20 protein-coding genes are annotated in these 22,301 nt (G+C 38.3%); all 20 read right to left on the bottom strand.

Annotation, left to right across the window (positions count from 1 at the left end; translation table 11 throughout):
* Positions 1 to 2: 2 nt before the first annotated feature.
* Complete coding sequence (locus JMW39_RS12025) at positions 3 to 767, bottom strand: hypothetical protein (protein ID WP_201546803.1); 765 nt, start codon at positions 765 to 767, stop codon at positions 3 to 5.
* The gene (locus JMW39_RS12020; RefSeq protein WP_201546801.1) at positions 764 to 1,447 is read right to left on the bottom strand and encodes a haloacid dehalogenase-like hydrolase; all 684 of its coding nucleotides are present in this window, start codon (positions 1,445 to 1,447) and stop codon (positions 764 to 766) included. The genes JMW39_RS12025 and JMW39_RS12020 overlap by 4 nt, the downstream gene beginning before the upstream one ends.
* Positions 1,444 to 2,676, bottom strand: coding sequence for a glycosyltransferase (locus JMW39_RS12015; protein ID WP_201546799.1), 1,233 nt, complete (start codon positions 2,674 to 2,676; stop codon positions 1,444 to 1,446). The genes JMW39_RS12020 and JMW39_RS12015 overlap by 4 nt, the downstream gene beginning before the upstream one ends.
* A 131-nt stretch (positions 2,677 to 2,807) precedes the next feature.
* The gene (locus JMW39_RS12010; RefSeq protein WP_201546797.1) at positions 2,808 to 3,761 is read right to left on the bottom strand and encodes a polysaccharide deacetylase family protein; all 954 of its coding nucleotides are present in this window, start codon (positions 3,759 to 3,761) and stop codon (positions 2,808 to 2,810) included.
* A 171-nt stretch (positions 3,762 to 3,932) separates the two neighbouring features.
* Positions 3,933 to 5,804: an asparagine synthase (glutamine-hydrolyzing) gene (asnB, locus tag JMW39_RS12005; RefSeq protein ID WP_201546795.1), complete on the bottom strand. Its 1,872-nt coding sequence runs from the start codon at positions 5,802 to 5,804 to the stop codon at positions 3,933 to 3,935.
* Positions 5,804 to 6,889 (bottom strand): glycosyltransferase, encoded by a 1,086-nt coding sequence (locus JMW39_RS12000; protein WP_201546793.1) that lies wholly within the window; start codon positions 6,887 to 6,889, stop codon positions 5,804 to 5,806. Before JMW39_RS12000 ends, asnB begins: the two co-directional genes overlap by 1 nt.
* A gap of 144 nt (positions 6,890 to 7,033) precedes the next feature.
* Positions 7,034 to 7,933: a glycosyltransferase family 52 gene (locus JMW39_RS11995; protein WP_201546791.1), complete on the bottom strand. Its 900-nt coding sequence runs from the start codon at positions 7,931 to 7,933 to the stop codon at positions 7,034 to 7,036.
* A gap of 55 nt (positions 7,934 to 7,988) precedes the next feature.
* A complete protein-coding gene (pseI, locus tag JMW39_RS11990) occupies positions 7,989 to 9,050 on the bottom strand; it encodes a pseudaminic acid synthase (protein WP_201546789.1) in 1,062 nt (353 codons plus the stop codon).
* Positions 9,040 to 9,687: a formyltransferase family protein gene (locus JMW39_RS11985; protein WP_201546781.1), complete on the bottom strand. Its 648-nt coding sequence runs from the start codon at positions 9,685 to 9,687 to the stop codon at positions 9,040 to 9,042. Before JMW39_RS11985 ends, pseI begins: the two co-directional genes overlap by 11 nt.
* 16 nt (positions 9,688 to 9,703) lie before the next feature.
* Positions 9,704 to 10,810, bottom strand: coding sequence for a UDP-2,4-diacetamido-2,4,6-trideoxy-beta-L-altropyranose hydrolase (gene pseG / locus JMW39_RS11980; RefSeq protein WP_201546779.1), 1,107 nt, complete (start codon positions 10,808 to 10,810; stop codon positions 9,704 to 9,706).
* On the bottom strand, positions 10,807 to 11,511 hold the full coding sequence (locus tag JMW39_RS11975; protein ID WP_201546770.1) for a cytidylyltransferase domain-containing protein: 705 nt from the start codon (positions 11,509 to 11,511) through the stop codon (positions 10,807 to 10,809). The genes pseG and JMW39_RS11975 overlap by 4 nt, the downstream gene beginning before the upstream one ends.
* Positions 11,505 to 12,260, bottom strand: a complete 756-nt coding sequence (locus JMW39_RS11970; protein WP_201546768.1) for an SDR family oxidoreductase — start codon at positions 12,258 to 12,260, stop codon at positions 11,505 to 11,507. Before JMW39_RS11970 ends, JMW39_RS11975 begins: the two co-directional genes overlap by 7 nt.
* Positions 12,257 to 13,156 (bottom strand): Gfo/Idh/MocA family oxidoreductase, encoded by a 900-nt coding sequence (locus JMW39_RS11965; RefSeq protein WP_201546766.1) that lies wholly within the window; start codon positions 13,154 to 13,156, stop codon positions 12,257 to 12,259. Before JMW39_RS11965 ends, JMW39_RS11970 begins: the two co-directional genes overlap by 4 nt.
* A complete protein-coding gene (locus JMW39_RS11960) occupies positions 13,153 to 14,037 on the bottom strand; it encodes an aldo/keto reductase (RefSeq protein WP_201546750.1) in 885 nt (294 codons plus the stop codon). Before JMW39_RS11960 ends, JMW39_RS11965 begins: the two co-directional genes overlap by 4 nt.
* Positions 14,034 to 15,200 carry a UDP-4-amino-4,6-dideoxy-N-acetyl-beta-L-altrosamine transaminase gene (gene pseC / locus JMW39_RS11955; RefSeq protein ID WP_201546748.1) on the bottom strand — a complete coding sequence of 389 codons (1,167 nt, stop codon included), beginning with the start codon at positions 15,198 to 15,200 and terminating at the stop codon, positions 14,034 to 14,036. The genes JMW39_RS11960 and pseC overlap by 4 nt, the downstream gene beginning before the upstream one ends.
* Positions 15,201 to 16,199 (bottom strand): UDP-N-acetylglucosamine 4,6-dehydratase (inverting), encoded by a 999-nt coding sequence (pseB, locus tag JMW39_RS11950; RefSeq protein WP_201546740.1) that lies wholly within the window; start codon positions 16,197 to 16,199, stop codon positions 15,201 to 15,203.
* Between the two features lie 357 nt (positions 16,200 to 16,556).
* Positions 16,557 to 17,894, bottom strand: a complete 1,338-nt coding sequence (locus tag JMW39_RS11945) for a DUF4910 domain-containing protein (protein WP_201546730.1) — start codon at positions 17,892 to 17,894, stop codon at positions 16,557 to 16,559.
* A gap of 341 nt (positions 17,895 to 18,235) precedes the next feature.
* A complete protein-coding gene (locus JMW39_RS11940) occupies positions 18,236 to 19,252 on the bottom strand; it encodes a glycosyltransferase family 2 protein (RefSeq protein WP_201546729.1) in 1,017 nt (338 codons plus the stop codon).
* A 22-nt stretch (positions 19,253 to 19,274) separates the two neighbouring features.
* The gene (locus JMW39_RS11935) at positions 19,275 to 21,074 is read right to left on the bottom strand and encodes an ABC transporter ATP-binding protein (protein WP_201546728.1); all 1,800 of its coding nucleotides are present in this window, start codon (positions 21,072 to 21,074) and stop codon (positions 19,275 to 19,277) included.
* A gap of 148 nt (positions 21,075 to 21,222) precedes the next feature.
* Positions 21,223 to 22,266, bottom strand: a complete 1,044-nt coding sequence (locus tag JMW39_RS11930) for an NAD-dependent epimerase/dehydratase family protein (protein WP_201546727.1) — start codon at positions 22,264 to 22,266, stop codon at positions 21,223 to 21,225.
* Positions 22,267 to 22,301: the final 35 nt, after the last annotated feature.

The raw sequence follows: 22,301 nt of genomic DNA, 5'->3' as shown, positions 1-22,301 counted from the left end.
CCTTAGTCTAGACGACCATGGCGTAACCAACTGCTACCGGCAGCTGCTAACGCGCTAATAGAATAAATAGCACAAAGCAGAACAAAACCACGAGCTTCATCGTAAGGAGCTAATGCTAAGACCCCTGTCAAAGGCATTAAAAAAAATACCAGTCTAAAACGAATTCTTTGACGACCAGGCATCTTTAGCAACCCTTTACTATCAAGATAACCAAAAAGACGGAAAGCAGCATAAATAATACCTGCTGCTAGGGCGATACCCATCCTATAACGATTTTCTACCACAAATATGACTGGTGCCATAAATCGAAACCAGGCCAACCAAAGAAAGGTTGCCACCTTAAACTCACGATCAACAAAAATATTATGAAGAGCGAATACGATGGACAAGGCTAAAAAGAAACTCCACCATGCCCATACCTCTTGCATATTTAGTAGAATAGTTAATGCTATAAAAGCCATTATTCGAAAAGCAATCCACGTAAAAATCCACATACTAGGTTCATTTTGAGGACCGCGCCGACGACCATCTTTCTCTTTACGTGCCGCGAATAAGTCATTTACAAGATAGCCGATCTCATACAAACTGATAAATGCAAAGTATACTAAGATAGCCTGTATCAAAGCTTGAAACGGTGGGACACTACCAAGAGCCATCACAAGTATTGCTGCACTTAACCACTCAAATAGAGCATGAAAAACCCAACTTCCATTACGCAGACGCGTATTATAGAAGTAACTAAATGGCAATATATATATCATATTCATGGGTTTAGCCCTATATAAGTAGCGTTTAATCCTGCCCAGCGCTCCTTATGGGACGCTTTATGCAGAACCACATAAGCCCTCTTTGCACCACTTAATAACTCTTGATCTGTTACATTGTCACTGATAGCATCATAAAAACTGCTACTCAAGTCATTACCAATAAGATCACTTAATGCTTGTATTTTCAATCCAGTTAAGTCACTTCTATAACGACCTGTTAATACACCATCATTACTCTCAAGCTCACTAGCAACAAACCTTACACCCAACTGCTTTGCCAATGCCGAAATGATAGGTTGTAAACTGGCAGAAGCCAATATTATACGTTTGTCTTTTATGGCCGGTGTGATGACATCCCAAACAGCAGGGACTTTTCTATTATCCAATAACCATTGTGCATAAACTTCTGCATTCAATTCGAGAGAGCTGACCGTATCGTTTACCATCATTCTGACGAGTAAGTGTTTTAAAACATGTTTACCAGTGAGACGTTCAATCACTGCTATTCCTAATCGAAACGGACTAAAATGTGCGGTCAAAGCACGAAGCATTGGCAAACGCCATTGACGTTCAGGCTGCTGAGAAAAATGTACTCTGAGCAGGCCTAACGTTGTATCGTCATAGACCAATGTGCCACAAACATCTGTTATAAATAAGGTGGCATTTGAATTATTGGTCATAGTGTCTGTTCCAGCTGCTCGTAAATTTTTTTATAACTTAATTCTGCAACATGGAGATCTAATTCGGATTTAGCTCGCGCGCGTAGATTGGGCCCTCCCATCTTCTTAAGACTATCAAGTGAGGATACGATATCAGATAGGCTGTCAGGCTTATCTAAGTCTATAACTGCACCTGCTTTTAGCCTAGCCGTCATATCATCTATGTCACCAATTCCAGCATTACTAACGACAGGCACACCTACCGCAAGCGCTTCGGCTATTTTAGTAGGTGAGCTTGCTATTTTTGAATAAGCAGGCTTAATGAAACTAAGCATTAAATCAGAGCAACCTATATAAGAAGGCACTTGGTCACGTTTGGCTTCATGCACACGTATGCGCGTACGCAAATGTGACAAGCCAAGCGCAATTATTAATGCCTCATGTTCCTCTCGCCAATCCTTAGTAATCAATAAAAAGTGTACATCTTCTCGCTCAGTAGCTGCTTGGCCAAACAGTTGTAGCATTTCTTCTAACATATACCAAGTTCCCAAAGAACCTAAGTATGAGAGTACAAAAGCATTTTCAGGTAATCCTAGCTCCTTACGAGTAGCCATACGCTGCTTAGCAGTAGGTAGGATAAAATGCTCAAAGTCTGCACAGCAAGGAATCACTGAAATGGGAGCAGACATATCTGGTGACAGCTTGTATAGTTCAGGTACTACTCGTTCTGTAAGAGCCACAATATGACTGGCGCTCAAAAGAAGACTACCCTCTACACGCTTATATAACTTAAATATTGAAGCATCAATACTGTTGTCTAGCTTCCAAATATCGCCATCTACTCTCTCGTCAACCCAGAGGCCGCGCATATCAAACAAGACCTTTACTCCGGTAAGCTTACGCAGTAATGCTCCAACTTGCATGGCTTGGTAGCTACGACAATGGATCACGCCAAAACGATGTTTAAACTGCAAATATAAAGCAACTTCATACATGCGAGACAAATCCCAAAGCTTGCCTAACTTGCCAAAACGTGTAGTGAAAGACAAAGGTGTCCATCCTATGCCAGAACTAGCCAACTCTGCTTTTAATAACTCACCGCCAGACTTAAAACGCTCAGGTTTTTCATAGCTTAAGATATGCAAAGGACGAGGATGCTGACGGATACTATATAAATACGGTAGTATTTGGCTACCACCTAAAGGATCTAGCAAGCCATCATAAGAGATAAACAATACTGAGTTATTCATAGATACTCCGTCATATTTTAGAGGTACGTAAAGCTAGCTATATTATGGTAATAAACACATAACGATAAAATTACACTAAAACCTTTCTCTTATAATAAATTTATAAAAAAACTATAGCTTCAACATAATTTCTATATTAATAGAGCTCTTCTACCAAATGATTTGTACTTTGCCTCTTCCATACTACTGACATCAAATGTAAATCTATTAAAAACACCGCTAGTAGCATCACTATACTTATCACCTACCAATAAAACACTCCGGAAACCGTATTCTTTAGCGAGGACTATCTGCTCAGCTGTGGCACTGCCATTTGGGAAACAATAAATATCGCAATCAAGTTGCAGGCTTTCTAAAAAATATTTTTTACATTTTCTCAGATCATTTAAAAAATATTCTTCATTTTGATTTTCCATTGATAAATGTTCAAAGGAGTGAGCGCCAATTTCATGCATTGGAGATATCTGCATGATATCTTTTTTGGTCATTACTGAAGCACAAAGGAACTCTGGATAGTTTAGTAGAAATCCTAGTAACTCAGCCCTGCAAGGTATAAATTCAGCTTCAGGAAGGTATTTAATGAAAAAAGATGCTTTTATGCCCAATTTATCACGGTTAATAATAGCAGTATCTATCTCTAGAGGTATTTTTTTTAGAAGTTCAGCAGGCGCTTTTCCAATAAAGTCTTGTAGCAAGACATTTACAGGTGGTAAGCCGGTTTCGATACAGTAAGGAATTACATTTTGATTGACTCGAACATTATGCTTTTCTAATATGGGTACCGCATAATCTATAAAATCTTTGTAGCCATCATCAAATGATAATATTAATTTTGGTTTGTGCGTTTTTATTCTTTCAAAATTACCAAATAAACAGATATGAAATTCTTTCGTCAGATAACCAAGTAGCTTATCAAAAAATATGGGACATATTGCCTTATACGCACTACCTGTGTCAGGCGACACTCTATGCAAGTTAAGAACTGTCACTATATTATTTTTAACCAACTTCTCCCTTCTAGACTCTAATCTAGATTTTTCTGCTAGCATAAAAAACATAATTCTTTTCAACAATTGACTTCCCATCAACCCACCTTTCCCTTTAATTGTATCCTATCAATATAAATATAATTAAAAACCAACCTATGGTTTATACGAATTTAAAGAACTTAATTTTTTAAATTCGATTAAGGGTATAAAGCAATCATACAAAAGTAAAATAATCATATCGAAACCTTTATTATCACTTGATAAAAACTATTTATTACATTTAACAAAATCTATATTTTCTGAAAGCCACATTTGAAACATTAGTAAAACCCAAACCTTGTTATCATCGTTTTTTTTCGCATAAAATGCTTCTAATAATTTTGATATATAATCATAGTCAAAGACATTATATTTTTTTATTAACTCTTCACCCAAGTATTGGTCTACAAGATACTTAAGATCTTCTCGGAGCCAATCATTTATTGGTATACCAAAACCTTGTTTCTTCCTAAGAAATAGCTCTTCAGGAATATAATGGCCTAGAATATTTTTTAATATCTCTTTATTTTTTTTATAAGAAACTGGTAAGCTTGCAGCAAATTCAATTATCTTATGATCAAGCAAGGGTTCTCGTCCTTCTAAAGACGCACTCATTGTCGACCTATCTATTTTAACCATTAAATCATCAGGCAAATAACCCTTGAAATCTGAAATCATCATTTTTTCTAAGTTCGATGTAGTAGCAGGTATATCTTTAGAGAAAAAATAACCTTCTCTTATTAAACCCTTAATCTCATCTTTTGAAAATACAGAATTTGCAACTTTGAAAGTATTCACGATATCATTATGATCTAGCATATTTTTAAATTTTATGACTTTATTGTACAATTTTCCATTAAATTTATTTTGTATAAAAATAGGAACAGGAAATATATTAGATATTTTTCTTAATATTTTTCTAAATGGAACTTTAGATAGCAATTTAAACCTTTTTTCCATAAGTACGTAGCTTGGGTACCCACAGAATAATTCGTCACCCCCATCACCAGAGAGCACAACTGACACTTGTTTTTTTGCAAGTTCAGAAACTAAAACAGTTGGTATAGCAGAGCTATCTGCAAATGGCTCATCGAATATCTTTGGTAACTTCGTTATAATTGCTAAAGCGTCTTCTTTGTTACAAATAAGCTCGGTATGATTTGTACCTAAGTATTTAGCGATTTCTTTGGCATAGTTAGATTCGTCGTACTTCTCATCCTCAAACCCAATAGTAAAAGTATTAATAGGTATTTTGCTATATTTTTGGACGATTGCTGCTACTAAAGAACTATCTATGCCACCGCTAAGGAAAACACCTACAGGGACATCTGCTATCATACGGAGATTGAAAGCTTCAATGATAGTAGCTTCTAACTCTTCTGCAATATCCTCTCTTGCAACTTGATTCTCATAAAAATCATTAATATTCCAGTAGCGCTCTTTTACCAAAACTTTTGATCCAATATCGTATTTTAAATAATATCCAGGAAGTAGTTTTTGGACAGTTTTAAATATAGTTTTTGGAGCGTGAATATATCCAAACTGCAGATAAGAAGATACCGCTTCGAAATCTATCTCTTTATTGAAATCAGGATATTTCATAAGAGGCTTTAATTCGCTTGAAAACATTAATGCGTTATCTGTTTGAGAGTAATATAAAGGCTTTACACCTGCACGATCTCGGAAAATTATAATTTCTTGTTGTTCAGAATCGTAAATTGCAAAGGCAAACATACCTCTAAATCGTTCTACACAATCTATTCCCCAAAAATGATAAGATTTTAAAATTACTTCTGTGTCACTATTTGAGTCAAACGAATAACCTTCTGATATTAAGTCCTGCCGTATATCCTTGAAGTTATAAACCTCTCCGTTGTATATAATAGCTAGGTGCTCATAGAGCATAGGCTGATGACCATTAGAACTGATATCTATTATTGATAGCCTTCTATGACCTAGAAATGTAGAGCATGAATCTAAAGAAAAAACCTCTACACCTTCATCATCTGGACCACGGTGTTTCAAGCTATTTAACATCTCATTAAATAAACTCGCATTTATACTTTTTTTATAATCTACTATTCCTAATAATCCACACATTATTTAATAGCTCCAATATATTGTTTCGCAATTTTATCCACTGAAAAATCAGCTGCACGACTCTTTAAAGCATTTATATTATGTTGGTCATTAAGGGATTTATGCATAGCGTTGGCTAAAGCATTAATATCACCAACTGGCACTAACCTTCCATACCGCTCGTTTTCAAGAATTTCTCTTGGTCCTGACTGACAGTCGGTAGAAACCACCGGTGTACCAACACTCAGGGCTTCAATTAATACATTACCAAAGCCTTCGCAGTTAGATGAAAGAACTAATAAGTCAGATGAAGCCATCCATGCAGAAGGGTTTCTACTAAAACCTGCAAAGTTAACCCGTTCAGCTATCTCTAACTTTACGGCTAGAGCTTTTAGATCAGCTAATAAATCTCCTTGCCCCAATATCGTTAGGTAAGCATCTTCTTTTTTAAGAAGCAGGGAAAATGCTTCTAGTAGCGATGGGTAGTCTTTTTCCTTTTTCAAAGCCCCAACAGCGATTATTTTTTTGCCTTTATGATTTTTCCAATTTCTAAAGCCTTCCTCTTTTGGGCAAAGATCTGTATTGATTTCTACAGGATTAGATATAACGGTAATACTTTTACGTCTTAGCCCACCTAGTCCGCACAAATCATCAGCAACACCATCAGATACTGCAACTATCGCGTCAGAAAAAGGATAAACCAAACTTAAACTATATTTAAAAAACCAGCGCGTTGATCTTTTTTTCATCAAAGGAGCTTGAGAAAAGGTGGTATGATCTGAGACTAAAACCGAGCCAGATAGTTTGGCTGATTTGAATGCAACAACTGCCAATAAAGTCAAAGGCCACATCGATGCTAATACCACATCCGGCTTTTCACTTTTAAAATATTTTAATAAGGGCTTAAACACATAACGTATGCGATCTGCTTTCAAGTCTACGATTCGAATTTGGCTGTTTAGCTCTAATAAGAATTCTCCCTGAGCTTTACTCAAGACCATATCAACTTTAAAACCTTGTTTGATAAACTCGTTAGCTAGCAAAAGAGCTACCTTTTCTGCTCCGCCACACCGAAGATCTGGTAAAAAAAACGCAATTTTTTTCATTATTATTTAGCCTTTTTTAAGCAGATTGTTGTCTAAGAATCTTGTTATATATTTTCCTTCGTATTCATAGAAATACTTTCTATAACTCGTATAATCTTACTTAGTAAAACCGCTTATAAAAAACTACTTTTTTAATACTATTAATCAAACTTCAGAAAGCAAGTCAATAAATCTGATATGCTCATTACCTTTTAAGGAATAAGAGACGGTTGTGTCAACATGGTATACGGTTAATTCGTTATTATTAGCACTCTGCATATACTTTAGTACTGCTTCTGCAGGACTATGCAATTTAACTGCTTTTGTATTTTCAAACCAACTCTCTTCCCGCGGATGCATGATATACAACCCTACATCATCAATGATTTTCATTACGTTTTTTTTAAGCTTTACTTGCTGCCTAATGCTGAAATCTTGAAACGCGGTTCCTAATAAAATAGTATTAGTATTCATCGGCAATTTATCTAAATCCCTGCTATCTAACAGTTCACTCCAATCCCAATCAAGATTGACTACCCTATCTTTTTCTACGATATTATCTAAATCAGGGAAAACGGTATAATGACGCTTGGTTTTATCTCTTAAATACTTAGCTCCCCCATTAGGGAAAACCATTTTAGAAATAAGTCCTTTTACTCCTTTTCTAGCGAGAGCGTTCTCATTAAAATACACTGAAGACTTAATCACATTGTATGAGCCATCGTCGAATGTATTAATCTCTAAACTAGGAAAAAATATATTTGAAAGTGCGAAAGGATAGCTATCAATTACGGCTAAAAAAATCTTACCGTTGGTTATAAGTGCCATTAACTGTAATACGGTAAACTTTAAAAAATTGACTGAAATTCTACTACTGCAAAATACACTTATAGTAAAAAAAGCATTTTTCCTGATTTTTTTATAAGTAGTATAATATTCAGAGTCATCTTCATATTTATTATCCAGATAACAAAATACTAAGATATACCTACTTATATTCTCTACATTTATTATCTTTTCAACAATTAAAGACTGTAGTCTAGTTCTTACGATAAACACATCCATCTTATACACTCCAATATATTTAATCGTTCGACCCTCCTACCTATATTCTTACAATCTATTCAAACAATCCTTCTACGGTATCGCTAGTAAGAGCAGTGCTGGCATTGACGTTCCGTGTTACCTTTTTACCTATCACTTCATGCAGATATTTTGGCGCCAATCCAAATCCAGGACGCACACTGCGTACAGAGTCTTCAGCTATCGTATCGCCTTCTGCCATATCTTTTACAAAATATAATGAGCGCCGAAACTTGATATTATTTTTTTCGCTGGCTTTTCGACTGTAATCTACCTGTCCAAGCGCTTGCCACGCTGTCTTAGTATCGCGACATAGCGCAATCAGATCTGCAGGCTCCAATGAAAAACTGTCATCAGGTCCGCCACCATTACGATCAAGGGTGAAGTGCTTCTCGATGATAGAGGCTCCAAGGGCGACACTTGTGATTGCGGTGGTGTTATCAAGAGTGTGATCTGACAAACCTGTCACTAGCCCAAAGCGCTCTATCATATCTGCAAGAGTACGTAGGTTATAATCGGCTGCAGGCGCTGGGTAACCACTGACACAGTGCAAAATAGCAAGCTCCTTACAGCCGCCTACACGTGCAGCATTTATCGCTTCTTCTATCTCTTCGGCACTGGCCATACCAGTAGATATAATCATCGGCTTGCCAGTGCTAGCAACGTACTTAATCAATGCTAAATCAACGGCCTCAAAAGATGCTATTTTGTATGCAGGTGCTCCTAGGTCCTCGAGTAGGTCTACAGCGGTGCTGTCAAAAGGAGAGCTAAATATCGTAATACCTAACTGACGAGCATGATCGAACAGCGGCTTATGCCAGTCCCAAGGAGTATGAGCCCAATCATACAAATCATATAAAGTACGTCCAGCCCATAAACCATCTGAAATTTGAAAATCCGGCAAGTCTGACTTTAAAGTAATCGTGTCAGGTCTGTATGTTTGCATTTTAATAGCGTCAGCACCGGCGCGTTTGGCCTCTTCTATAATACACAGAGCTATATCAAGTTGGCCGTTATGGTTTGCCGACATCTCAGCAATGATATAAGGGGCTTGATTACGACCTATGATGCGACCATCAATATGAATATTATTTGTCATTTACCTTCTCCAGAATAAGCTTATATCTCTCTCCATAAAGCTCTATATATGCGGGGAAACGATAAGGATCACAGACTCGAATTTTATCAAATTGGCTCTCAATACTTTTATAGGGATCAATTTCACTATCATTTGGTGTCCGCTTTGGATAATACGTCGGTTCTATATCTAGGGCTTGTGACTTAGCTGAAACACTCTTAAAATTACCAACCGCAAAATCTATTAACTCAATTTCTTTTTCAAATAACTGAGCATTAATTTCATTCCATAGTGCATGTTTGGGTACTTGAAAATTTAATTTTTTCCATATTTTGCCACTATCAACCTTATTATTAGCTTCTAACAGTGTTAAAGTCAGCTCCTCCTTACCTTCTATAATGCTCCATATATGTGGGCTCCAGCCCCTACCTTTAGGTAAGTCACTGGCATGAATTACTAGGCAGTTAATATAAGCCATGCGATCTTGGCTATTTATAATCTCTGTACAGGAAATGAGAAATAATATGTCACCTCCGGACAGATCCTTTTTCTGACGCACTAGCTCTATCTCATGTTTGCTATTGTTCTTTTTTATCCATGCATATAGATAGTCATTAACGGGATGGCTAAGGTCATTACATAGGAAACTGATTTTCATAGCATTTCCTTTCGGCCTATTGAAATAAAAATCTTGAGAGGCGTGACGCTCCAAGCCCATCAGTAACTTTACTGGCCGTCTTGCTCATCTCTCTCATCTTAGGTGCGACTGACTCTATCCCTTTAGCAAATGCTAGTGGCTCAGCCTCCAACATAGTTATATCGAATGTCAGTGCAGCTCCCACAGCTTCTAATGCGTTAGCAATAACCTGTTGGTTATCCGCTAAAACCAGCATAATAGTTGGAAGTCCCAAACAGCATCGCTCCCATGATGTTGACCCTGCGGCGCCAATAGCCAAATCACTACTGGCCATTAGCTCAGCCATATTATCTACCCCTACCTTTACTACCGTACGCCACTGCATTATTGCGGCTTGTTGTTTTACTGCTTCAATCCATGGTGATGTCGAACCCATAACGATGTTCATTGAACAGTGATCAGGTAAAGATTTCGTTTGCAGTCCTTTCAGGATTTTGGTTGTAATATTATCCTTATCAACCCCACCTAAATTAATCAAAATACTTGCCAATTTATTATGCTGACGCCGCTCTAAGCTGTAGCTTCGCCATTGTGCAAATTCATGCCTCAGTAATGCATATTTAGATCCACATAGTAATTCACAATCTTCATTAACATAGGCGGCATAGTCTTGCGGATCACGACCAAAGTTTTGATCAAGTAAAATGTCACAATCATGCTTTCGATCTGCCAAATCATCGATGACCATTATCTTTTTGCAATAGGGTTGCAGTCCTTTTTCCCAACTCTCATCTAAAGAGTAATGATCAACAATCAACCAATCAGGTTGTATCGCCTTTACTATCGAGATACTTAATTCCGCATCTCTGTGTTGTGTACTAGCCAGCCAATCAGCGTGGGCAAGTACAGTTTTATTATTCGTTTCAATATACAAGTCATTTTCTAAAGGAAGTGAATACACTTTATATCCATGCTGCTGAATTTCCTCAATCAAATTCCCGTGGTGTCTACGGCATATAAAAATACATTCAGCTCCTTGTTGAGCCATTTCATTAGCTAAAGTCAAGCAACGCATCACATGACCAGTTCCTATCTGAATAGAAGCATCACAACGAAAGACGATCTTGTACTTTTTCGCTGTCATGATGAGTAATCACTAGCTAGTAATAATGCATTGGCAATCTTTAGATCTTCATAGCTGTCTATATCCATTGCGCTTTTTAATGATATAGGCTCAAATGTATGATCTGGTGAGTAGAATGTTTTATGGGTTACCAGTGCTTTCACTGTAGATATCCAAATCGAACCCGTTGGACAATAAAGTTTTGGTAAGTCTTGCGAACGCTGATTCAACGTTTCATAAAAAATCTGAGTGGGTCTGCCTACATCATCAATCGTTGCCGCCCACCACGGGTTCATCCATCCATATTCAAAGCAGCTAATTTGAGCCGTGCGCTTCTTTGCTTCAAATGTAGCAACTAGCAACTGGATATCCGCACTAGTTCGTAATGGACAATTAGCCATCAATTGGACCACCACGTTGTACTCTTCTTGCCAATAGTCCATAGCCTGCTGTAAAGCAAATGTCGTAGCCTCGCTTACTGTGGAATAATCATCAGCGCAATCAGTACGTAGAAAAGGCACTTCCGCACCAGCGTTTATTGCCACCTCAGCTATCGTTGAATCATCGGTAGATACCAAGATTCGATCAAACAATCTAGATTCTTTCGCCGCTTTAATCGTCCATGCAATCATCGGCAGACCATTAAAATCGGTTATGTTTTTTTTCGGGATTCGCTTCGACCCGCCGCGAGCAGGAATAATAGCTATTCTACGTTTCACCATAATGTCCACCCGCCATCTGCCTGAATGGTTTGACCATTGATTGCTTTACAGTTTTCCGAAACTAGAAAATCTAGAGGCCCTATGATTTCAGACTCAGATAGCATACGACCACTTGGCGTAAGCTTTGCGTATCTGGCTTCAAAGCTATCATCAACACGTCCACTGACACCACCATAGGCAATACAATTAACCCTTATGTCGAAATCAGAAAAACGTACAGCCAACTCCTTTGTTAAATGTATCAATGCTGCTTTAGCAACACTGTATTGAATAGGCGATTGTCTTGGATAATCCTCATATAAAGCAGGGTTGGCAGCGACGACGCCGTACTGAGAACCTATATTGGTGACGGTGCTTAGCTCTTTTGGCTGAATATTGAATAGCCCCATTGATAGCTCATAGGGTACGACGACATCCATTAAATATTCAGCTAAAAAGTCTTCACGGCTGGTCTGACCTAATGAATCTGTCTGCAAAAAACCCAAACTACGTGCATTATTTACCAAGTGATTAATGGTATAGCCAGAACCTTGAACGCGGTTAATGATGTCCTGTACTGCTTGCGGCTTAGTAAAATCAACTATTAGCGGCATCAAACGATAGTCACTGCCTATCTTTGCCATTAGCTTATCGGCATTATTTTGACAGGTCGTCGTAAATAACACCTGCCAGCCCTTAGTTGCAAAATGCTTGACAAATTGCCTGCCGAATTTACCTGTACCACCAGTAATCAAGATCGTCTCTTTCATTGGCAACCTCTTTCAAGCAGTTGAACCACTGTTGTATTAAATGCTCTATCTGACATTACCTTCTTGTCTGAGATACCTTGTATAAAAGCCTGCAAAGCTGCTTTAAAAGCTGAGAATGAATCTGTAAATGTAAAGTCCTTCCAACCACTCGTACCAAATACTCTAATCGAGATTGGAGACTGTCCATTACCAAGCGCAAAAAAATTGGTCTGTATACCACTGCTCCAACAAACCGCTAGGCTACCTGAGCCATCACTTCTATGACAGGCAGGAGAAATCATTTCGACTATCTCGTCACCCTCAGAGAGCATGTTCAGCACAGGCTCAATAATATGAACAGCATATTTAGACCATGATCTTGGGGTAAATGCGATGATCTGTTTTATATGCCCTAAACTTTGCCTATCCGTCGTAGTTAGGGCTAACTGCTTGCTATATCTGAGCGCTGAACAAGTGAAAATCTGACCTGAACAGTACTCTAATGCATATAACCTATCTAAATCATTAATTGATAGTGCAATGGGTTTGTCTATATAAATAGGGATGCCTTGACGTAAGAATGGTTCGGCATACTGCAAATGATTATAGGCATCATCACGCGCCAACAGAACGGCATCTACTTGCCCAATCATATCTTTGTAACAAGTCACAACGTGCTCGATTTTTGCGGCTTTGGCAATGTGCCGAGAAAGCGCTATATCTTGCGTCCAAATAGCAGTAACTCTTGCCTCTTTGATTTGACTCGCAGGCCATTGTTGCTGCTCTAAATAACGTGGTATGACAGGATAGCCACATTTTTCCATTTCCACCGAATCATAACCATTAAAAATAGCGCTCCACGAATAAGGATGTCCATTACCTTCAGATGAGCCGATGACCCCCAATTTTAATGTCATCGCTGCCACCTCGACGGATTAAGCAAACCTTCATCTACTGATTGTAAGAAGTCAGGAAGGTCAGTGATAGGAATATCAATTGCAGCAATTATTTGTTTCAGCTGCCAAATATCATCTACTCCGACTATGATTTTATCGATATCACTATGTTGGTTAACATAGCTTAAGCAGGCCTGCAAAGGAGAAATGCTTTGTTGATTTAACCACTGATGGTACTGTTTAATTAATGGTGCCCATGGAGCAAAATATACTGGAATCTTTTCACTTGGCATCAATAAAAGACCTTGCAAAAATGCCGATCTAATATGGATAGTTACGCCTGTTTTCTTCAAATGTTTAAGCATTCCTGTATTCTCCATGCGCCTATCAAATATATTCATAGGCGCTTGAATAACATCAAAATCAAACCTTTTAATAAGCTCGGATAACTCATCAGGACCATAAACAGAAACTCCAATCTGGTCTACCATGCCCTGCTCTTTGAGTTTTAATATCGACTTATATATTTTCTCTCCGTTTGTCCCTAGCAACTGGGCTGGCCTATGTAATAACAAGTCGTTCAATTTGTCCGTTTTTAAACGTTTTAATGAAGACATCGTTTGTTCTAGCACCCATTCTTCTACGTTTAGACAATTGGACGGCACTGCCGGTAACTTACTTACTATCTCGAACTTCGTAAGGTTATGCAGACCTAAGACTTGTTCGCTGTCACCATAAGCAATAGCAGTATCGAGCATGGTTATGTTAAATGCGCTGGCTACTTTAAGTAATTGCTCAACCATGTCTCTTGGTACTTTATCTGCCATATTGGCTAGACCATATTTCAGTCCGAATTGCGCCGTTCCTAGCGCAAGCTTGTGACTGTGCGCTAGGATATTCATGATTCTTTACTCAATATGGTTTTCAGCGTCGAGCATACAGTGTCTTGTTGCCCTTCAGTCATCGCTGAAAACAGGGGGATACTGATTGCTTCATTATAATACTGTTCCGCTTCAGGGAATTGACCCGATTCAAACCCTTGCCTTTGATAATAGGGCTGCATATGTACAGGGATATAATGCAGATTAGCTTGAATTCCTGCCGCCCGCAGCGCGTTAAACACATCAAGATGGGTGGTATTAATTTGTTTTAATTGCAGACGAATGACGTATAAATGCCTGGCTGAATAACTGTCGGGGTGCTGCCAGGGCAAGGTAATTGGTAGATCGTGAAGTAGCTCGTCATAGCGAGACGCTAGCTCGTGACGCTTGATAACAAACTCTTCTAACCGTTGCATTTGTGATAGCCCAAGAGCGGCTTGCAACTCTGTCATTCGATAGTTAAAGCCCAATGCAATTTGCTGATAATACCAAGGGCCATCCATATCTTGCGTCATCAACTCTTCATCACGGGTAATCCCATGGCTGCGGAGTAAATACATTTTTTCTGCTAGATCTGCCCTATTGGTCACGGCAGCGCCACCTTCAGCGCTGGTGACTATCTTGACCGGATGAAAACTAAATATAGTGATATCGCTATAGCGGCTATTACCGATGGCTGCATCTTGATATTTACCACCAATCGCATGTGAGGCATCTTCAATAATTTTGAAACTATATTTTTTAGCCAACTCATGGATCGCTTGCATATCACATGATTGACCACTGAAATGCACAGGGATCAATATTTTGGGTAGTTTTCCTACCTTTTCCGCTGCAATAAGCTTTTTCTCTAATTGCTTCGCGCAAAGATTATAAGTACGAGGGTCGATATCAACAAAATCAACTTTGGCACCGCAATACAGAGCACAATTTGCTGAAGCGACAAAAGTATTAGGTGTTGTCCAAAGCCAATCGTCATTGCCTAACCCTAAAGCCAAACAAGCGATATGTAATGCCGATGTCGCACTATTAACAGCAACAGCATACTTGGCATCACACGCATCTATAATGGCCTGTTCAAATGCAGGAACTTGAGGGCCCTGAGTCAAAAAATCTGATTTAAGGACTTCAACAACAGCATTAATATCCTGCTGATTGATGTCTTGGCGGGCATAGGGAATCATTTATATACTCCCTATTTTTTCGTAGTTTATCTCAAGCCAATCTTGTAGATCGCCATCAGACATCCACTCTGAATTGCTGTCACTGGCGTACACGAAACCTTTAGGTACCTTTTTGCCATCTTTGATTCGTTTTGGACATATTGCCCAGTTATGTATCAGCGCCAAAATTTTGAAATGCTCAGGATACTCATAGGTGTAACAAGCGTCTTCGCTACTAATCATTTGTTCATGTAGTTTCTCACCGGGACGAATGCCTATAATCTCTTGCTTGGCTTCTGGTGCAACTACTCGGGCTAAATCTACCATCTTCATAGAAGGTATTTTTTTGACGTAAATCTCGCCACCGATCATATCTTCGAATGCATGCCAAACTAACTTAACGCCATCTTCTAATGAAATCATAAAGCGAGTCATACGCTCGTCTGTAATCGGTAGCACACCTTTATCTTTAATAGACATAAAAAAAGGAATCACTGAGCCACGAGAACCCATGACATTACCATAACGTACCACTGAAAACTTAGTGCCATGCTCTCCAGAATAAGCGTTACCCGCTACGAATAATTTATCGGAAGCAAGTTTAGTAGCACCATAAAGATTAATCGGGCTACTGGCTTTATCAGTAGAGAGCGCAACCACACCTTTAACGCCTTTATCAATACAGGCATCAATTAAGTTCATTGCACCATTAATATTGGTTTTTACGCATTCAAAGGGATTGTATTCAGCAGTAGGTACAATTTTAGTAGCAGCAGCATGGACAACATAATCAACGCCGTCTAATGCACGATATAAGCGCTCTTTATCACGGACATTGCTGATGAAGAAGCGCACTCTATCGTCACCGACGAATTTTTTTGCCATTTCCCACTGCTTCATCTTATCACGTGAAAAGATGATGTTTTTTTTAGGATTATATTTTTCTAAGGTCATGGGTAAAAAGGTATTACCAAATGAACCTGTGCCGCCAGTGATGAGAATAGTGCTATTAGTCAACATGTAAAATCCCTCTACCAGTTGCAACGCTACCAAATATTGTTCGATAATTTTTTCTGTAATAAACTTAACAAAACTATAACACACATTAATATGCAAAATAAAGCATATATATATTTATTAATGTCGATACTTAAATATGTAACTAGCAAAAATAAATTAAACGTAATATAAATGACAAAAATTAGTCATCAAAAAAAAGAGCTTTGGCTTAAATATATGATTATTCATACATTTAAGCCAAAGCTCTTTACCAGTTAGCAGGAATTACAGTTACCTACAGTCAAAAAAAAATTAGAAAAAACCTACGTTACAGTATTCGATGTGTAAAAATAAGCAGCTTAAAAACTAATGTAAAGGTTAAACTAGCAATTTTGAATATTCATAAATATCGTTATGATCTGACACCAAGTCAACACTTATCAATAAATCTTCCGCTTTCAGCTTATTTATAGTCTCTTGCAACGCCCATAATGGGGCATTTATTTTTTCTGCTATTTCTAGATTTGTGCTTACTCCATCACAGTAAGCCAGAAAATTCATCATATTTTTGACAACTAAGCTACTGTCTTTGGTACCGATTGTGGGATGTAAACCTCTCTTGCCAAGTTGTGGTTCGCATAAAAAGCTTGTTGCAAGTACTTCATTAGCTTCAAGACATTCAATCGATTTTTTTAGCACTTCATAACTATCAAGCAGCCCAGTAGCAGTGACTAGCTCCAAATCATCTAAAGAGGTGTGATACTCTGGATAGCATCCATACTTTGTTCTCATAATTGAACATACAGGCAGATCTATACCCTTGCTACAGTACTGTCTTTCATCACTTCCTCTGTCTAAGAAAGAGTAACTGACAAACTCTGGATGTGTGTGGGTTAAAACATGTTTTGCCACTTGGTCTGCTAATGTGTCACCGGTTTTGGAAGGCAAATATGAGTAAGCCCTATCATCACCTACACAGGTAATATTAAAGCCAGCAATAATGTTTTGTTTCATTGCTTCATGATGACGACTGAGGTATGTGATTGAGCCAATAGTTTCAGGGATGATAATAATACGATAAGTATATTTTCTAAATGGTAAGCTTAAAAGCCACTTTGCCAAAAATACTGTTACCACCGGTCCTGATAGCTCGTTATTTGCCATTGAGGGGTGACACAAATAGGTTGATAAAAAGACCTCCTCTTCCGTTTCACCTGGAATGATCAACTCCCCGTAGGTTAGGCTTCCTTCCTCTAAATCACTGTCTATATATACTTTATAGGTACCTGGTTTGAGCATGTCCCTCTCTTGTTGAGCGATACAAAAACCCCATCTTTCTTGGTAGTATGAGGTTATATAGGGTATCGCATTCGGTTGTTCTGGCAATGAGTAAAGATGCTTCTGCAATTCTTCAAGCGATATTTCTTGATTTACGGGTATAGAATAACCAACGGCATGAAGGTTAGAAACTTGAAAGTCACATATCTTTTTGCCATCAGGAGTAATGATATAGGCGTCTCTAATATTCCACTCTTTTGGGACTTCCCAATCAAAGCATTTGGTACCAGTTGCTACCTCAAACACATTCAAATCATTCAATTGCATATCGTTTTTTAGAATATTTAAGGATTCTCGAAAACCAATTCCAGTTATGCTACGACATATCGGGAAAAGCTTTTCACAAAGCTTGTGCATTTCTATACCAATATTTTTCATTACTCGGTTCTCCTTTAGCCTAATCAATAATAATCCCTTATTTTATTTGACCTTAATATCGCTGAAATGAAATCCCTCACTTACAGCATATGAATGCTTAATCACTAAAACTATGCTGCAAAGTATTCTTTTATAAAAAAATATATTCTATATTCCAAATACATTAGCATAATATTTATAAGGTAATTTACTTAATTCTGTTTGTGTTTATAGTTTGGTTTTTACCGAAAGTGAAGGGATAATACATTGGGAGTCAGAAATATAAATGTTCAGTAGATATCTATAGTCGGTTCAGAATAAAAGCGCTGCGCTTGTAGTAAAGTAAATAGCTTTATATCAGTTTATAAATTCCATTCTTTTTTTCTTATCCCCTCAAAGTAAGCCGTCTGTTCACCTGTCAGTGTAAAAGACATAAACCACTGTGCACGGAAATACAGTTTATACTGATAGTCTTTTTCATTAATGAGATGAAATGGGCTTAGACTTATATTAAATTGCTTAGCCAATCTGCGATATTCGCTCATAATTCGCCAAATAGTTACCCACTCTTTATTGGGTATTACACTAAAGAACATCTCAGTACTGTCTATCAAGTACAGCTGAATAAAACGCTGCTTTATGATATCGATTTCTATATCAGTTTTGGCACCTGCTAAGCTCTCTCTCAATCCACAAATTGATGTATAGAGACGATCAAGTGATTTTAGAGTTATCTTACCTCTAGTAATAGAAGCGAATTCTTGATGATATAGATAGCCAACGATGTCTGTTTTTAAAAAACTCGTGACGAGAAGCGGGAGGGTAAATGCCAATGGGATGTCTTCGTAATAGCAGTACTCAGGATAATAAACTTGGTTTTCAATCAAAAAATTTCGCCTAAAAGCTTTGCACGTTTGAGACATAAACCTACTCAAAAGTATATGAGGAACTTCTCGTCTATCTCTGTAGCTGCCTGGTGCCACGCCCATTGTATTCATAGGAATATTATCTGAGCTTATAACATTGAAATCGATAAAATCATACTGATTGGCGCAGTTGTCTTTTATAAATATTAAGGCATCTATCGTTATATCATCATCAGAGTCGGCGAACCAAACATATTCACCTTTTGCGAGCTTCAACCCCGTGTTCCTAGCACCACCAGGACCTTTATTTTTTTGTTTTATTGCGATTATATTAGCCTGTGGCAAGCTATCTCTAAAATCTGTAAGTAAACGATAAGTGACATCAGTTGAACCGTCATCAACTAAAATAACCTCGAGATCGAGATCTCTCGACGTTATTTCTGTTACACGTTTAAGCAGTCTCTTGCATTTATGTGCCGAATTGAAAAATGGGATGATCAAACTTAAGTACATATTAGAACTCCCGTCAGTAACGCTAAGCGTATCTAGCCATTTCTTTAAACTTTACATTACGTACCACAAGTTCCTGATAAGTCCCTTGATCAATTATTTTACCGTGCTCCATAAAATAGATAAGATCACACTTCTCTACTGTTTTTAGACGGTGTGCAATCATAATAATAGTCTTTTGACCACTGAACTCATGGATAGCGTCCATGACTATCTTTTCAGTAATACCATCTAATGCACTGGTTGCTTCGTCGAATACTAAAACCTCTGCTTCATGATACAGTGCGCGCGCAATACCGATACGTTGCCTCTGACCACCTGAGAGCTGTACGCCGCGCTCACCTACTTTGGTATTGACACCGTCTGGTAGTTGCTGAACAAATTCTGTCAGATTGGCTAAATTTAACGCTTTATTGACTTGCTTTAGGCTGATGTCTTTCGCCGGAATACCAAAGGCAATATTTTCAGCGATACTTCCTTCACTCAGAAAAATACTTTGTGGTACAAATCCCAATAGATCTTGCCAAGCTCGTTTATTATCTGCAGTGATACGAATGTTATCGACATATATACCGCCTTGTTGCGGGGTCAGCAAACCAAGCAATAAATCTATCAAAGTTGATTTGCCAGAGCCTGATGAACCAACCAGACCAATCACACTATTGACAGGGATACTCATATTGACACGGTCCACGGCCGCTCTATCCTTACCAGGATAACTAAATGCTATATCATTCAGAGCAATGTTTTTATAGAGGTTTATGGATGTAACTATCGAAGTTTCGCTGACTATCTTCTGGTTTTCAATTGAGCGCTGTAAGTCATCTTTGACAGCCTCAAACGCAGCGACATTACCCTTAATAACAGATAGACTAGAATATATTTGTTGTAAAGCTGGCAACAACTTAAATGCTGCCAGAGCATAAACCGCTAAGATTGGTAAGATTTCTCCTAAATTACCAGAGTGTACCTTAATCAATACCAATACTAATGAAATCATCGCACCAAAGGCTATAAGCTCTATAAAATATCGTGGTACCTGGCTAATCGCTATATTGGTTCCTCGAGCACGAGCGTAGACTTTACCGCTATCATGAAACCGAGTGATAAAGTCATGGCTACGATTTAGCAATAAGACATCTTTAATACCGCCAAACCCTTCGTTCATGAGTCTAAAACGTCGCGTCGACACTTCAGACAGCTGTTGACCATTACTTTCTAATTTTTGTCGTACTAATCTATATAGTACGAAGTATGCTAACGAAAATATGAATAATCCCAATATTGCGATAACTGGATCATAAATCACAATACTGATGGATATAAATAGTGCTAAGACTAGCTTGGAATTCATTTGCATTAACGGTTGTATGATGTCATTACTGATGCGTGCCGCTTCAGTGGATACTTGCTTAGTCAGCTGTGCACTACTACCGCTGGCATGAAACTGCCAGCTTTGCTGCATATAGTAGCTATAGAGACGATCCGCAATCTCAGTACCGATACGTGCGCCAAAAATTGATAATCTCCAAGTTGTAAACATAGCAATGACAGTAGAAAACGTCAACATGACTAGGACTATCACACCAGTATAGAATAAAAAATCCATAGGATTATTCAGACCAGACATCTTATATAACTGCGCAAAAATACCATTAGTCTCTAGTATGCTAATATCACCAACTAAAGCCATAAAAGGGGCTATAGAAGCAATCCCTAATAGCTCTGTAAACGCCATAATAACCACCAGCACTTGCAATAGATAAAACTGTTTTAACTGTTTATCGGTCAGTAGAACAAAGAGCTGTTTGATTACTTTTAACATAACTTATTCAACTATATTAAGTTCAATATGAAAAGATACAGCGGGACTGGGATCAATTTTTTGCACCCTCTGTCAGCTTAGGCACCGTACGACAGAAACATTCATATCAGTCCTGCATCATAACGTAACGTCTCTATTTTATTTAGTATCAACCATGCAAGCTATTTTGTAAAAAAGTAACATACCAAGGCATGGCTTTTTTTATACCTTGAACAACATCAAACTGCGGATCATAACCCAATGCACTTTTGATCTTACTAATATCAGCCTGACTGTGGCGCACATCGCCTTCTCTAAAGTCACGATAAATAGGCGCTTGGCTATAATCTACGCCATTAATGCTTAAGTTATCTTTTAGTGCTGTAAATAAAGTGTTGAGCGTGGTACGACCACCGACGGCTACATTATAGACTTGGTTTTTGGCATCATCATCGGCAGTTGCTGCCAAGATATTGGCCTGTACCGCGTTTTCAATAAAATTAAAATCTCGGCTGGTATCACCATCGCCATTGATATAAATATCATCGCCTTGGATCATGGCTGCTGTCCATTTAGGTATCACCGCCGCATAAGCACCGTCCGGGGTCTGGCGCTTACCAAAGATATTAAAGTAACGCAGGCCAATAGTATGAAAACCATAAGTACGAGCAAAAACTTCGGCATATAGCTCATTGGCGTACTTGGTCACAGCATAGGGTGATAAAGGCTTACCAATGGCTTCTTCAACCTTTGGTAATGCAGGATGATCACCATAAGTCGAGCTACTAGCGGCATAGGTAAAGCTTGCCACCTTCGCATCGCGAGCGGCGACCAGCATGTTTAAAAAACCTGAGATGTTGGTGTCATTGGTATTAATGGGATCTGCAATAGAGCGTGGCACTGAGCCTAATGCTGCTTGATGGAGAATATAATCAACATCTGCGCAAGCGGTTTGGCAGTCTGCTAAATTGCGTATATCACCTTCTATAAAGGTAAAGCGCTGCCATTGCTCGGTAGTTAGCACCGATTGAACTTCGTCTAAATTGTGTTGAAATCCAGTGGTAAAGTTATCTAAACCTACGACTTTTTGATTTAGTAATAACAGATTCTCAAGTAGATTTGAGCCTATAAAACCCGCAACCCCTGTGATGAGCCAAGTCTTTGGTTTATTAACTAATGCTTCTGCAACTTGTTGATAGGCGGTTACTTTCATAGTCAATGTCTCCCAAATTATCTTGATTACTCTAG

The sequence above is a fragment of the Psychrobacter immobilis genome (assembly GCF_904846175.1).
Classification (GTDB): domain Bacteria; phylum Pseudomonadota; class Gammaproteobacteria; order Pseudomonadales; family Moraxellaceae; genus Psychrobacter; species Psychrobacter immobilis_E.
Note: the sequence above shows the minus strand (reverse complement) of the source record. Positions and strands in the feature narration are given on the sequence as shown.

Excerpts from the sequence above, each read along its gene's own strand:
- JMW39_RS12025 (WP_201546803.1), bottom strand. The coding sequence starts at position 767 with ATGAATATGATATATATATTGCCATTTAGTTACTTCTATAATACGCGT.
- JMW39_RS12020 (WP_201546801.1), bottom strand. The coding sequence starts at position 1,447 with ATGACCAATAATTCAAATGCCACCTTATTTATAACAGATGTTTGTGGC.
- JMW39_RS12015 (WP_201546799.1), bottom strand. The coding sequence starts at position 2,676 with ATGAATAACTCAGTATTGTTTATCTCTTATGATGGCTTGCTAGATCCT.
- JMW39_RS12010 (WP_201546797.1), bottom strand. The coding sequence starts at position 3,761 with ATGGGAAGTCAATTGTTGAAAAGAATTATGTTTTTTATGCTAGCAGAA.
- asnB (WP_201546795.1), bottom strand. The coding sequence starts at position 5,804 with ATGTGTGGATTATTAGGAATAGTAGATTATAAAAAAAGTATAAATGCG.
- JMW39_RS12000 (WP_201546793.1), bottom strand. The coding sequence starts at position 6,889 with ATGAAAAAAATTGCGTTTTTTTTACCAGATCTTCGGTGTGGCGGAGCA.
- JMW39_RS11995 (WP_201546791.1), bottom strand. The coding sequence starts at position 7,933 with ATGGATGTGTTTATCGTAAGAACTAGACTACAGTCTTTAATTGTTGAA.
- pseI (WP_201546789.1), bottom strand. The coding sequence starts at position 9,050 with ATGACAAATAATATTCATATTGATGGTCGCATCATAGGTCGTAATCAA.
- JMW39_RS11985 (WP_201546781.1), bottom strand. The coding sequence starts at position 9,687 with ATGAAAATCAGTTTCCTATGTAATGACCTTAGCCATCCCGTTAATGAC.
- pseG (WP_201546779.1), bottom strand. The coding sequence starts at position 10,810 with ATGACAGCGAAAAAGTACAAGATCGTCTTTCGTTGTGATGCTTCTATT.
- JMW39_RS11975 (WP_201546770.1), bottom strand. The coding sequence starts at position 11,511 with ATGGTGAAACGTAGAATAGCTATTATTCCTGCTCGCGGCGGGTCGAAG.
- JMW39_RS11970 (WP_201546768.1), bottom strand. The coding sequence starts at position 12,260 with ATGAAAGAGACGATCTTGATTACTGGTGGTACAGGTAAATTCGGCAGG.
- JMW39_RS11965 (WP_201546766.1), bottom strand. The coding sequence starts at position 13,156 with ATGACATTAAAATTGGGGGTCATCGGCTCATCTGAAGGTAATGGACAT.
- JMW39_RS11960 (WP_201546750.1), bottom strand. The coding sequence starts at position 14,037 with ATGAATATCCTAGCGCACAGTCACAAGCTTGCGCTAGGAACGGCGCAA.
- pseC (WP_201546748.1), bottom strand. The coding sequence starts at position 15,200 with ATGATTCCCTATGCCCGCCAAGACATCAATCAGCAGGATATTAATGCT.
- pseB (WP_201546740.1), bottom strand. The coding sequence starts at position 16,199 with ATGTTGACTAATAGCACTATTCTCATCACTGGCGGCACAGGTTCATTT.
- JMW39_RS11945 (WP_201546730.1), bottom strand. The coding sequence starts at position 17,894 with ATGAAAAATATTGGTATAGAAATGCACAAGCTTTGTGAAAAGCTTTTC.
- JMW39_RS11940 (WP_201546729.1), bottom strand. The coding sequence starts at position 19,252 with ATGTACTTAAGTTTGATCATCCCATTTTTCAATTCGGCACATAAATGC.
- JMW39_RS11935 (WP_201546728.1), bottom strand. The coding sequence starts at position 21,074 with ATGTTAAAAGTAATCAAACAGCTCTTTGTTCTACTGACCGATAAACAG.
- JMW39_RS11930 (WP_201546727.1), bottom strand. The coding sequence starts at position 22,266 with ATGAAAGTAACCGCCTATCAACAAGTTGCAGAAGCATTAGTTAATAAA.